Origin of the sequence: Gluconacetobacter sp. (genome assembly GCF_047721585.1) — a bacterium.
Lineage (GTDB): Bacteria > Pseudomonadota > Alphaproteobacteria > Acetobacterales > Acetobacteraceae > Gluconacetobacter > Gluconacetobacter dulcium.
Genome location: NZ_JBDNXE010000039.1, coordinates 21,406 through 34,331, shown reverse-complemented (window position 1 = coordinate 34,331; position 12,926 = coordinate 21,406). Strand labels below are relative to the sequence as shown.

The window sequence follows — 12,926 nt, the reverse complement described above, 5'->3', positions numbered from 1 at the left end:
GAGAAGGCCAATGCCACCCGGCCCGAGATCGAGCAGATCATGATCCGCAACCTGCCGGGGCGGGACGAGGAAGCGTTCGAGCGCGACCTGTATGTGATCCGCCGGCGGATCGAGAAGAGCGCGCAGGCCAATTCGCTCGACCTGTATATCTGCTCCATGTCCTGCCGGTCGGTGATCTACAAGGGCATGTTCCTGGCCCAGAACCTGACGGATTTCTATCCCGACCTGCTGGATACGCGCTTCGTCAGCCGGTTTGCGATCTATCACCAGCGGTATTCGACCAACACGTTCCCGACCTGGAAGCTGGCGCAGCCCTTCCGCCGGCTGGCGCATAACGGCGAGATCAACACGATCTCGGGCAACGTCAACTGGATGAAGAGCCACGAGACGCGGCTGGCCGACCCGGTGCTGGACCCGGTGATGGAAGACCTCAAGCCGGTGGTGCAGGCCGCGGGCTCCGACACCGCGATGCTGGACAATGTGTTCGAACTGCTGACCTTCGCCGGGCGCGACGCGCCGATGGTCAAGGCGCTGATGGTGCCGGCCAGCGTCGGCGGCAATTCGGGCATGCCGCAGAAGCACCAGGATCTGTACGCCTACTGCAACGCGGTGATGGAACCGTGGGACGGCCCGGCGGCGCTGTGCGCCACCGACGGGCGCTGGGTCGTGGCCGGGCTGGACCGCAGCGGCCTGCGCCCCCTGCGCTATACCGTGACGGCGGACGGGCTGCTGATCGTGGGTTCGGAAACCGGCATGGTGAAGGTGCCCGAGACCGACATCGTGCGGCGCGGGCGGCTTGGGCCGGGGCAGATGATCGGCCTCGACCTTCAGGAAGCCAAGCTCTACGGCCACGAGGCGCTGCTGGACCTGCTGGCCGGGCGCCGGGATTTCGGCACCTGGGTCAAGAACATCCAGAAGATCGGCACCGTGGTGCGGGCCGACGTGCAGGAACCGGTGCTGTTCGGCCGGGACGAACTGCGCCGCCGGCAACTGGCGGTCGGCACGACCCTGGAGGAACTGGAAACCATCCTGCACCCGATGGTCGAGACCGCGGCCGAGGCCATCGGCTCGATGGGCGACGATGCGCCGCTGGCGGTGCTGTCCTCGCGCTATCGGGGGCTGGCGCATTATTTCCGCCAGGCGTTCAGCCAGGTAACCAACCCGCCGATCGACAGCCTGCGCGAGACGCGGGTGATGAGCCTGCTGACCCGTCTGGGCAATCTGGGCAACATCCTGGAGGAATCCGAGGTCCAGTGCGACCTGCTGCAACTGCCCAGCCCGGTGCTGACCAGCGGCGAATTCGAGGCGCTGCGCAATTTCTGCGGTGACAGCGGCTTCGTGATCGACTGCACCTTTCCGGCGGCGGAAGGCGAGGCGGGGCTGCGCGAGGCGATCGCCCGCATCCGGCGCGAGGCCGAGGACCGGGTGCGCGAAGGCTGCACCCACCTGTTCCTGACCGATCAGGCGCAGTCGGGCGACCGCGCCTATATCCCGATGATCCTGGCGACGGCGGCGGTGCATACGCATCTGGTCCGCCAGTCGCTGCGCACCTTCACCTCGCTGAACGTGCGTTCGGCCGAGGCGCTGGACGTGCATGCGATCGCCGTGACGATCGGCGTCGGCGCCACCAGCATCAACCCCTACCTGGCGCAGGAAAGCATTGCCGACCGGCAGCGGCGCGGCCTGTTCGGCGAGATCTCGCTGCGCGAGGCGGTGGAACGCTATCGCAAGGCGGTGGACAAGGGGCTGCTGAAGGTGATGTCCAAGATGGGCATCTCGATCGTCTCGGCCTATCGCGGCGGCTATAATTTCGAGGCGATCGGCCTGTCGCGGGCGCTGACGGCGGAATTCTTCCCCGGCATGCCCTCGCGCATCTCCGGCATCGGCCTGTCGGGCATCGCAACCAACGTGCTGAGCTTCCATCGGACCGCGTGGGATCAGACGGTCATCGCGCTGCCGGTGGGCGGCCAGTACAAGATGCGCCGCCATGGCGAGGTCCACGCCTTCGACGGCAACCTGATCCATATGCTGCAAACGGCGGTGGCGACCGACAGCTTCACCATCTATCGCCGCTATGCCGATGCGGTGCGGCGCCAGCCGCCGGTGGCATTGCGCGACCTGCTGGATTTCCGTGGCGGACGGACGCCGATCCCCGTCGAGGCGGTCGAGAGCATCACCCAGTTGCGCAAGCGGCTGATCGCACCGGGGATCTCGCTGGGGGCGCTGAGCCCCGAGGCGCACGAGACCCTGTCGATCGCCATGAACCGGATCGGCGCGAAGTCGGATTCGGGCGAGGGGGGCGAAGACCCCGCGCGCGCGAAGCCGCGCCCGAACGGCGACAATGCGTCCTCGGCCATCAAGCAGATCGCCTCGGGCCGCTTCGGCGTCACCGCGCAGTATCTGAACGATTGCCGCGAGATCGAGATCAAGATGGCCCAGGGCGCCAAGCCCGGCGAGGGCGGGCAGTTGCCCGGCTTCAAGGTGACGGGGCTGATCGCGAAGCTGCGGCATGCGACACCCGGCGTCACGCTGATCTCGCCGCCGCCGCATCATGACATCTATTCGATCGAGGATCTGGCGCAGCTCATCTACGACCTCAAGCAGATCAATCCCGAAGCCACGGTGACGGTGAAGCTGGTCGCGCGCTCGGGCATCGGCACCATCGCCGCCGGCGTGGCGAAGGCCAAGGCCGACGCGATCCTGATTTCCGGCCATAGCGGCGGCACCGGGGCCAGCCCGCAGAGTTCGGTCAAGTATGCCGGACTACCGTGGGAACTGGGGCTGGCGGAAGCGCACCAGGTGCTGATGCTGAACCGGCTGCGCCACCGGGTGAAGCTGCGTACCGATGGCGGGCTGAAGACCGGGCGCGACGTGGTGATCGCGGCGATGCTGGGGGCCGAGGAATTCGGCATCGGCACCGCCAGCCTGGTGGCCATGGGCTGCATCATGGTGCGGCAGTGCCATTCCAACACCTGCCCGGTCGGCGTCTGTACTCAGGACGAGGCGCTGCGCGCCAAGTTCGAAGGCTCGCCGGAAAAGGTGATCAACCTGTTCTCGTTCATCGCCGAGGACGTGCGCAACATCCTGGCCTCGCTCGGTTTCTCGTCGCTGAACGAGATCATCGGGCGGACGGACCTGCTCAAGCAGGTGTCGCGCGGGGCGGATTATCTGGACGATCTGGACCTCAATTCGCTGCTGGCGCAGGCCGATCCGGGGCCGCACGCGCGCTACTGCACCCGCGAAGGGCGCAATGAGGTGCCCGAGACGCTGGATGCGCAGATGATCGCCGATGCGCGGCCGCTGTTCGACCATGGCGAGAAGATGCAACTGCACTACAACGTGCAGAACACGCACCGGGCGATCGGCACGCGCATTTCCTCGCTGATCGTGCGCCAGTTCGGCATGGCCAAGCTGGCGCCGGGGCACCTGACGGTGCGCCTGCGCGGCTCGGCGGGCCAGTCGCTGGGGGCGTTCGCGGTCCAGGGGCTGAAGCTGGAAGTGCTGGGCGACGCCAACGATTATGTCGGCAAGGGCCTGTCGGGCGCGACCATCGTGGTGCGGCAGTCGCCGTCGTCGAACCTGGTGTCGAACGAGAACGCCATTATCGGCAACACGGTGCTGTATGGCGCGACGGCCGGGGCGCTCTACGCCGCCGGCCAGGCGGGCGAGCGCTTTGCCGTGCGCAATTCGGGTGCCACGGCGGTCGTGGAAGGCTGCGGGTCGAACGGCTGCGAATACATGACCGGCGGTACCGTGGTCATTCTGGGTGAGGCGGGCGACAATTTCGGCGCCGGTTTCACCGGCGGCATGGCCTTCGTCTATGACGAGAACGGCACGTTCGAGCAGCGGATCAACCCCGATACGCTGCTGTGGAACCGGGTGATCGACCCGAAATGGGAGGCGGTGCTGCGCGGGCTGGTGGAGACCCATGCGCGCGAGACGCACAGCCGCTACGCCGCGCTGATGCTGCACAAGTGGGAGAATATCCTGCCGCGCTTCTGGCAATTGGTGCCGCGCGAATATGCGAAGGTGATCGGGTACAACCTGACGACCGAAGCGGCGCGTAGCGCGTAAGGCCGCGCGTCGTATTGATCTCTGCTGTTGCTATCTCTGCTGTTGAGCGCTCATGCGCGCGTAACAGCAGAGATGTTGCTGGGGAGTCGGTTTGATGTCCGGAAGTCTGGCGAATTGCGTTGCCGCATAGCATCGGCCATGCCCTGACAGGGGATGATTACCTTGGTTCGAAGGGTGTGATCTGGACTGGTGGGCCGGCGCCGGGAAAAAGTTTGAGCAGGCGCCGATCAACCCATGCGCGATGAGGCCCCCAATCTTCATAGACAATATAGATATTCTCTCCATCCTTGATCCAGCGGGCATATTGAAGACCGCACCGCGTGCTTGGTGACGGCCATGCTTCCTGGAGTAGCGGCCGGGTAGCAATGGCCCATTGGCCGCTATTCCAACGCGGCCACAGGCCGACGGGGGCTCTCGCCAAGCCGAACACCCAGTCCTGTCCATCGGTACAGGTCAGGCTCTTGTTGGGAGCTTCGGCCAGAATATAATGATAGCCGCCTGAGGTGATCGAGGATGTCTCGCCCACGCCCACGCAGCCGTTGGACCAGGTCTGGCAATTGGCGGGGGCAAGGATGGCGTCGTTGGGCAGGTCGGCACTATTGGTCATCCATGTATGGAAATCGGTCGTCTTGGCGATGCCGCGATAGCTGTGTTTCGACTGGTAATCGAAGCCGTGGAACGTTACGTAAAAATAGGCGCCGCGCTTCTCCACGATGTCCGGCGTGCCTTCATCCCTGGTTAACAGCGGATCGCAGGCTTTTCCGCCGCCGGCGCAAATCTGCGACCAGAGTTGGTTGCCTCGTACAACGGGATTGGCCGGATCGGCGACAAATGGACCGAGGGGTGTACGTGCTTTGCGACTATAGTGGCACAGGGCCCAGCCACCTTTACTCTCCTTGTCGAGGCATTGTACGATCATATCCCAGGTTGCCGTCTGCGGAGTAAAGTAGGTGCTGCCATCAAGGATGGCGCATCCATCGCCAGTCCTGCTGGTGCCGGGCAGCACGGCGATGGCGGGTGGATTGGACCAGTGTTTGCCCTGATCGTGGCTCACGCGGACGACGACAGCGGTGTGATCCTGACGACAGCCGGTAGCAGGTTGCGTGATCTGATTACGGTTGAACACGTACCAGTCGTTCCCAACGACCGAGAACCAGCCGCCCTGCTCCTGGGGATTGGAATAGGGGCGGGCTCCCCAGTCGAGAGTCCCAATTTGCGCGAAGTGGGCAGAACCGGAAAAGAGTTGTCTAAGTAGATCCTGCGCCATTACGCTTGTTGGAACCGAATAGAGAAAAATAATCCATATTATTGATATGATAAATCGCATAGCTTAAAACCTTCATATTGTTAAATGATACGATTTTTTAAGTATAATATAAAGTAATTTTTGAAAAATGCGGCAGGTTCCTTGACGATGCAGTTGGTTTTTTTCTTGATGCATGGACGAAAAGGCCAGACCGCCTGGCGGCATCCCGTGTGCCGGGCGATGTTCAGTTTGCCAGAAAACCGTCGCTGGCCACTCCGATGATCGGCCGTACGCTTGCGGCCGATGTGTCATCCCGGTGGGTAGCCGGCGACAGCGTCCATGGCGTCGGCGAACTGGAAATGGCTTTGCGCCGTGCGGGCCGGGACTACGTTCTGGGCGTGAATGCCAATCATCACGTCCACGCCCGGCGGCCTGGGTCCGCTGTTCCGTTGGACACGGCGCCAAGGGCGAGCGGCTGTATGACTGGCTATATTGCCCGATGGTCGATCTTTCGACGCGCTTATCGGCACCGCAGCATACATCTCCCATATCAACGTGAAAGCGCACCTATGGTGCTGGAACTTTTCCACCGAAAATCCCTTCGGTGGAAGATCTCTGGTTTATTGTTTTTACGCGCGTCTTCATCTGTTCGAATGCCCGCATTCAAACAGGATCTGCTCTATCCCGGCAGCATTTTCCGCACGATCGACGTGGTCGAACGTCCCGCGACCAGATCGACGAGAACCACCGACCCGCCATAGGATTTCACGATATCCCCGCCAACGACTTCATGTTCCTGATAGTCGCTGCCCTTGACGATGATATCGGGCCGCAGGGCGCGGATCGTCTCCAGCGGCGTATCCTCGTCGAAGATGACGACCAGGTCCACGTCGCGCAGGGCGCCGATGACGGTCGCCCGGGCCTGCTCGTCCTGTAGTGGTCGCGCGGGGCCTTTCAGGCGGGCGACGGACGCATCGCTGTTCAGGGCCACCACCAGCTTGTCTCCCTGCCGCGCCGCCGCGCGGATCAGGGAGATATGGCCGGGATGGATCAGGTCGAAACAGCCGTTGGTAAAGACGATGCGCGCGCCATGATGCCGCCATCCCTCCGTCAGGGCGCGGGCACGGTCGATGGAGACCAGGGCGCCGTCCTCGCGCATTTCGGCACTCAGCGCGGCACTGAGTTCGTGACGGGTCACGGTGGCGGTGCCCAGCTTGCCGACGACGATGGACGCGGCGCAGGTCGCGATCACGATCGCGGTTTCCAGGTCCTGGCCCGCCGACAGCACGCTCGCGATCGTCGCCACCACGGTATCGCCCGCACCCGAAACGTCATAGACCTCGGACTTGCGCGCGCGGGCATGGGTCACCCGTCCATCCCGCCGCACCAGCGTCATGCCTTCTTCCGAGCGCGTCACCAGCACGTCACCGCCGAACTGGTCGGAAACTTCGCGGGCGGCTCGCTCGATATCGGCATCGCTGCCCAGGGACATCCCGGCCGCAACGGCGATTTCGCCCCGATTGGGCGTCACCAGCGTGGCCCCGCGATAGGCGGCGAAATCCTTGCGCTTGGGGTCGACGATCACCGGTACGCCAAGCTGCCGCGCATGGCCGATCACGGCTTTCAGCACGTCGTCGCAGAGCACGCCTTTGGCGTAGTCGGAGCAGATCAGCACGTCGGCGCGCCCGACCGCCCGGCAGGCGGCGTCGATCAGCCGGGTCCGGGTATCCTGCGCGATGGGGTCGATAAATTCCTCGTCGATCCGTACGATCTGCTGCCGGCCGCTGATGACGCGGGTCTTGGTGATCGTGGTCCAGGCGGGGTCGGCCACGATCCCGGACAGGTCGATGTTCCGGCTTTCCGACAGGGTGTTCTTCAGCGTGTCGGCGGGCGCGTCACATCCCACAAGGCCGATCAGTTCCACGGTGCAGCCCAGGGTGGCGGCATTCATCGCGACATTGGCGGCTCCGCCCGGCACGGCGGTATGGTGGGCGCGCAGCAGCACCGGCACTGGGGCTTCGGGTGAAATCCTGCCCACCGAGCCGTTGATGTAGCAGTCGAGCACCAGGTCACCGAGAACGGCGACACGGCCAAAATTGAAATTTTCGATCATGATACGCCAGAATCTCGCAACCGGTCCAAGGCGCCCCCAAGCGGAGGGTGGGGCCGATTGTTAGTCCATAATCGCCGCGACCGCCATGGCGGTCGCGGCGGCCCGTCAGGCGGCAGGCACCGCCATCAATCGCGCGACGCTGCGGGCAACGCCGTCGCGCCAGTCGGGCAGGCGGATGCCGAACACGTCGTGCAGACGGGTGCAGTCCAGGCGGGAATCCTGCGGCCGGGCGGCCGGGGTCGGCCAGTCGGCGGTGCCGATGGCCAGAACCTCCGGCATCGGCTGGCCGGCCTTCGCCGCCTCCCGCAGCGCCGCGACCGCCAGCCCGTGCCAGGTCGTCTCCCCGCCGCCGGCGGCATGGAACAGGCCGGCATAGCCATCGCGCCAGCCCGTGCGGCCGATCCTGTCGATGATGGCCAGGATGGCGTCCGCCAGGTCGTCGGCGCTGGTCGGGTTGCCAAGCTGATCGCCCACCACCCGCAGAACGGGGTTTTTCACCCCCGCATTCAGCATGGTGCGCACGAAATTCCGGCCATAGGGCGAATAGACCCAGGCGGTGCGCAGGATGATCGCCCGGCCATGAGCGGCCAGGATCGCGCGCTCGCCCTCCGCCTTGCTGCGTCCATACACGGTGCGGGGCGAGATCGGATCGCTCTCGACATACGGCGCGCCCTTGGTGCCGTCGAACACATAGTCGGTCGAGACATGGATCAGCGGAATCCCGCGTTCGGCGCACAGCCGGGCCAGCAGGGCAGGGCCGTCGCGATTGGCGCGCGCGGCGCCCTCGGGGTCGCTTTCGGCCGCGTCCACCGCCGTCCAGGCGGCGGCATTCACGACCAGCGCGGGGGAAAGCGCGGTAAAAGCCGCCGCCAGCGTCTCCGGTCGGTCGAAATCAATATCCGGCCGGCCAAGACAGTGGATATCCGATCGGTCGGCACGTCCCAGCGCGGTGGCCAACTGGCCGGACCGGCCGACGACCAGAATCGGAGAAAGCCGGGCCGGCGCCGTGTCCATCAGAACCAGTCCCGCACGGCGGAGAAGCTCGGGGCCTCGGCATCCTTGTCGGACAGGATCGCCTCGCCGGCCGCCACAGGCCAGGCAATCGCCAGTTCCGCCGAATCCCAGCGCACCGAACGTTCGCAGTCACGGTCCCACAGATCGGTGCATTTATACTGCACCTCCACGTCCTCGCTCAGGGTGCAGAACCCATGCAGGAAACCGGGCGGGATCCATAATTGCGATCCGTTCTCCGCGCTGAGTTCCGCCGCAACCCATTGGCCGAAGCTGGGCGAATCCTGCCGGGCGTCAACCGCCACATCCCAGATCGCGCCGCGCGTGCAGCGTACCAGCTTGCCCTGGGCGTGGGGGGCAAGCTGGCAATGCAGCCCCCGGATCACGCCGCGCTGGCGCGACAGGCTGTGATTGTCCTGCACGAAAGGCTGGGCAATGCCGGCGTCAGCCATCGTGCGGATATTATAGGTTTCGCAGAAAAAACCGCGTGCGTCCGCGAAACGGCGCGGCGTCAGCAGCAGGATGTCGGGAATGGCCAGGCGTTCGATCTGCATCGGTCTCTACTGCGCTCCGTCGGCGATGTCGCGCAGCACGCGACCCAGTTCGGTCTTGGGGATCTCGCCTGCAATCACGCGCAACTGCCCGGCGTCGATAAAGCCCATGCGAAAGGCGACCTCGGCCGGCGAGCCGACCAACATGCCCTGGCGGGACTGGATGGTCTGCACGAACATGCCGGCCTGAAGCAGGGCATCGGGCACGCCGGCATCGAGCCAAGCACAGCCCCGGCCGAGTTTTTCGACCTGGAGCGAGCCTTCTTCGAGATAGATCCGGTTCAGGTCGGTGATTTCCAGTTCCCCCCGCGCCGAGGGGCGGATTTCGCGGGCGAAGGTACTGACGCGGGCATCGTAGAAATACAGCCCCGTGACCGCCCAGGGGGAGGCCGGATTGGCGGGTTTCTCGACCAGCGCGCTGGCGCGACCTTCGGCATCGAAGCTCACCACGCCGTAGCGTTCGGGGTCGCGCACCTGATAGGCGAAGACGGTGGCCCCGCTGTCGCGCGTGGCCGCCTGCTGCATCAGCGTGCTGAGATGATCGGCGAAGATCAGGTTATCGCCCAGCGCCAGGGCGCAGGGGGCGCCGTCCAGCCAGTCCTCGGCGATCAGGAAGGCCTGGGCGATGCCGTCCGGGCTGGGCTGGGCGCGGTAGCTGAAGCGCACGCCATAGCGCGACCCGTCGCCCAGCAGGCGCCGGAACTGCGGCAGGTCGTCAGGGGTGGAGATGATCATGATATCGCGGATGCCGGCCAGCATCAGCGTCGAGAGCGGATAATAGATCATCGGCTTGTCATAGACCGGCAACAACTGCTTGCTGGTGGCCAGCGTCATCGGGTGCAGCCGGGTGCCCGACCCGCCGGCCAGCAGAATGCCCTTCATTCCCGTGTCCATCGCCGCCCTCGTCGCGTTCCTGCTCATGGTGCGGCCGTCCCCGTGGCCACCCCAGTGGCCGTTCCCAGGCGCTTCGTGCTGTCGTGCCGGGCCTGGAGCGCGGTCCACCAGTCGCGATGCTCCAGATACCATTGCACCGTGCGGCGCAGACCGGTTTCGAAATCGTGGCGGGGGCGCCAGCCCAGTTCGGCCTCGGCGTGCGACGGGTCGATCTCGTAGCGGAAATCATGCCCCGGCCGGTCGGTGACATAGCGGATCAGCCGTGCGTGCGGCCCCGCCGGGTCGGGGCGCAACTCGTCCAGAATGGCGCAGATGGCGCGGACGACCTCCAGGTTGGTGCGCGGCTGGCGGGCGCCGATGGCGTAGGTCTCGCCGGGCTGGCCGCGTTCCACCGCCAGCACCAGGGCTTCGGCGTGGTCGTCGACGAACAGCCAGTCGCGCATGTTGCCGCCATCGCCGTAAACGGGCAGGGCGCGCCCGTTGATGGCATTGATCGTCACCAGAGGGATCAGCTTTTCGGGAAAATGCCAGAAGCCGTAATTGTTGGTGGTGTTGGTCACGAAGGTCGGCAGCCCGTACGTGTGCTGCCAGGCCCGCACCAGATGGTCCGATGCCGCCTTGGAGGCCGAATAGGGGCTGCGCGGGTCATAGGGCGTGGTTTCGGTAAAAGGCGGATCGCCCGGCTGCAACGTGCCGAACACCTCGTCGGTCGAGATGTGATGAAAGCGGAACGCCGCCTGCCGCGCCGCGTCCAGCCCCGACCAGTAATCCCGCGCCGCCTGTAGCAGGGTGAAGGTGCCCAGCACATTGGTCGTCATGAACACGCCGGGGCCGTCGATCGAACGGTCCACATGGCTTTCGGCGGCCAGATGCATCACCGCATCCGGCTGATGGGCCGCAAAGACGGCCCGCATCGCCGCGCCATCGGTAATGTCGGCCTCGATATGCAGGTAACGCGGGTCCGCCGCCACATCGGCCGTGGAGTCCCGCGTGGCGGCATAGGTCATGGTATCGACATTCACCACGGTGTGGCCGGTGGCCCCGATCACATGCCGCACCACCGCCGACCCGATAAAACCGCATCCACCTGTTACCAGTATACGCACACTCATGCCTCGTTTGTTGGTGTAATCATGCTACAATCAAAAAGCCACTGCGCAAGAAAATAAATGTTATAAGATGTTTCTTTATTTTGTTTTGATGGCAGAGTTTTTATTATTTATTTAACCTCTGTCTGGCTGGAGGAACTGGCCGAATGGATGGCTGGTTATTTCGTATTTTCCTGCCACCGGTTTCGTCCTGCATCGCGGCATACGGGCGGCAGGATATCGGGCAGAAGATAATGGGTCGTAAAGGCGCTCGTCGCTGCATCTCCCTGCAACGGCTGCCGTCCGGTCGAGTTGCGCAATCGGGCACGGCACGATGAAAACCCGGCCCCCGCCACGCGTCGCGCGCGCCGCGCAAACAGCCTCTTACCGGCCGGCCACGGCGCGCGGCAGGGGGGTATGGTTCATCAGGCATCCGGCAAGCTCCCGGCCAAGCTGATCGACGCGGATATCGTGCCGTGGGCCGGCAGGGCGCGTGCGGTCGAGAATGAAATAATCGGTCGAAGCGCCGATATGCGCGCCATCGTTCATGAGAACCGGCAGGCTGGGCTGATGGTCGCCATAGAGCGCGAAGATGCCGCCCTCCTCGTTCAGCCAGCGGGAGCCGGCCAGTTGGCCGATCATCCGGTCGGTGCCCATCAGGCTGTCCAGATAACCGCCCAGCATGGGCGCGAACGGGCTGTCGGTTTCCGCCCGCGCGGACCAGGGGCCGTGATTGGCGACCGTGATGGCGAACAGAAAGACGGGCCGCGTCTCGCGGGCGATGAAATCGTTGATCCAGTCGCCCAGCACTTCGTCGGGCACCAGTTCGCCGCGCCGGGATTCGAACGCCTCGCCGCCGATGAAGTGATCGAAGCCGAGATTGGGCATGACCTTGTGCCGCCCATAGAAGCGGCGGTCATAGGGGTGCACGCACACGGTCAGGTAGCCGGCCTGCCGCATGCGCGCAGCCAGCGTGTCCAGCGGCCGGCGCGCGAAGGAATAATAGGGATTGAACCGGTCCAGCCCCAGATCGGCCGGGGTGGCACCGCTGATGGCCGCGAATTCGCTGCGGGTGGTATTGGCCCCCCAGGAATCGACATCCAGGCGCCCATGCCGCCACGCCTGGTCGCGGCAGGCTTGGAATTCCGTCAGCGGCGACGGCAGGGCCGGGTCCAGCCTGCCGATATCGAAGAACGATTCGGCCTGGACCAGCACGACCGGCGGCTTGTCCGGCGGCACGCTCACGCTACCGAAACGGCAGGCCGCCTGGCGCGCCGGCCGTTCCTGGCGCGAGCAGACGGTATGCGCGGCGAAGCTGCCCAGCATCCCCAGCGTCCTGGCGTCCTCCACCGGGTCGCCGCTGGGCCGCAGCAGGCGGATCACCCTGGCCATGACATTCAGCGACGGCCGCCAGAAATAGGCGGCGATCGGCACGATCAGCAGCAGCGCCCCGACCAGCCGCGACAGGGCCGGGTCGCCCGGCATGGCCGGGGGCTCGATGGAAAACAGCAGCGCCGTCGCCCCCACCAGCAACCCGCCGATCCCATAGAAGATCGCGGGATGGACATAGGGCAGATAGAAGCGCGGATGGGTAAAGACCAGCAGCAGTTCGCTGGCATCGGCAAACACGATCGGCTCGCGCAGAACCGCCCGCTTGGTATGGTCGGCCAGCAGCAGCCCCGCCGCCAGCACCACCCACAGCAACGCCGACGATGCCGGGCGCTGCGTCAGCAACGCCAGCGAGAGCCATAAGATCAGAGCGACCGCCACATCGGGCAGATCGTTCCAGATCGGCCGGAACGGCCTGCAACTCGTGATCCGAAGAATGACAAGTGCGATGATCGCGAGACCCGATACGGCCGCGACAGCCCAGCCGTGCATCCTATGCTCCCGCTTTCCGCGCGCGGCGCGGCGCGGTCATCTGTCGCGTCTGGGCACTCGGGGGCATG

Annotated in this window: 8 protein-coding genes and 1 pseudogene; 2 read left to right on the top strand and 7 right to left on the bottom strand. The window is 65.1% G+C overall.

Going from position 1 to position 12,926, the window contains the following annotated elements:
* Nucleotides 1–4,074, top strand: a 4,074-nt coding sequence (gltB, locus tag ABF821_RS09455) for a glutamate synthase large subunit (RefSeq protein ID WP_415529828.1), incomplete at its 5' end; no start/stop codon positions are given.
* A gap of 157 nt (nt 4,075–4,231) precedes the next feature.
* Here gltB and ABF821_RS09450 read toward each other — a convergent pair.
* Entirely contained in the window at nt 4,232–5,401 is a 1,170-nt protein-coding gene (locus ABF821_RS09450) for a hypothetical protein (RefSeq protein WP_415529827.1), read from the bottom strand.
* A 56-nt stretch (nt 5,402–5,457) separates the two neighbouring features.
* On the opposite strand from ABF821_RS09450, the pseudogene ABF821_RS09445 reads away from it, so the two are divergent.
* Nucleotides 5,458–5,831, top strand: a pseudogene (locus ABF821_RS09445) (IS701 family transposase); the annotation flags it as partial.
* A gap of 168 nt (nt 5,832–5,999) precedes the next feature.
* On the opposite strand, the gene rfaE1 reads toward ABF821_RS09445, so the two are convergent.
* From rfaE1 to ABF821_RS09415, 6 genes are all read right to left on the bottom strand, one after another.
* Nucleotides 6,000–7,433, bottom strand: a complete 1,434-nt coding sequence (gene rfaE1 / locus ABF821_RS09440) for a D-glycero-beta-D-manno-heptose-7-phosphate kinase (protein WP_415529826.1) — start codon at nt 7,431–7,433, stop codon at nt 6,000–6,002.
* A gap of 105 nt (nt 7,434–7,538) precedes the next feature.
* The gene (rfbD, locus tag ABF821_RS09435; protein WP_415529825.1) at nt 7,539–8,447 is read right to left on the bottom strand and encodes a dTDP-4-dehydrorhamnose reductase; all 909 of its coding nucleotides are present in this window, start codon (nt 8,445–8,447) and stop codon (nt 7,539–7,541) included.
* Entirely contained in the window at nt 8,447–8,998 is a 552-nt protein-coding gene (gene rfbC, locus ABF821_RS09430; protein ID WP_415529824.1) for a dTDP-4-dehydrorhamnose 3,5-epimerase, read from the bottom strand. The genes rfbD and rfbC overlap by 1 nt, the downstream gene beginning before the upstream one ends.
* A 6-nt stretch (nt 8,999–9,004) precedes the next feature.
* Entirely contained in the window at nt 9,005–9,877 is an 873-nt protein-coding gene (gene rfbA / locus ABF821_RS09425; RefSeq protein ID WP_182972707.1) for a glucose-1-phosphate thymidylyltransferase RfbA, read from the bottom strand.
* A gap of 35 nt (nt 9,878–9,912) precedes the next feature.
* Nucleotides 9,913–10,995 (bottom strand): dTDP-glucose 4,6-dehydratase, encoded by a 1,083-nt coding sequence (rfbB, locus tag ABF821_RS09420; RefSeq protein ID WP_415529829.1) that lies wholly within the window; start codon nt 10,993–10,995, stop codon nt 9,913–9,915.
* Nucleotides 10,996–11,361: 366 nt separating this feature from the next.
* The gene (locus ABF821_RS09415) at nt 11,362–12,858 is read right to left on the bottom strand and encodes an LTA synthase family protein (protein ID WP_415529823.1); all 1,497 of its coding nucleotides are present in this window, start codon (nt 12,856–12,858) and stop codon (nt 11,362–11,364) included.
* Between the last annotated feature and the right edge of the window lie 68 nt (nt 12,859–12,926).

Excerpts from the sequence above, each read along its gene's own strand:
- rfaE1 (WP_415529826.1), bottom strand. The coding sequence starts at position 7,433 with ATGATCGAAAATTTCAATTTTGGCCGTGTCGCCGTTCTCGGTGACCTG.
- rfbD (WP_415529825.1), bottom strand. The coding sequence starts at position 8,447 with ATGGACACGGCGCCGGCCCGGCTTTCTCCGATTCTGGTCGTCGGCCGG.
- ABF821_RS09450 (WP_415529827.1), bottom strand. The coding sequence starts at position 5,401 with ATGCGATTTATCATATCAATAATATGGATTATTTTTCTCTATTCGGTT.
- rfbC (WP_415529824.1), bottom strand. The coding sequence starts at position 8,998 with ATGCAGATCGAACGCCTGGCCATTCCCGACATCCTGCTGCTGACGCCG.
- ABF821_RS09415 (WP_415529823.1), bottom strand. The coding sequence starts at position 12,858 with ATGCACGGCTGGGCTGTCGCGGCCGTATCGGGTCTCGCGATCATCGCA.
- rfbA (WP_182972707.1), bottom strand. The coding sequence starts at position 9,877 with ATGAAGGGCATTCTGCTGGCCGGCGGGTCGGGCACCCGGCTGCACCCG.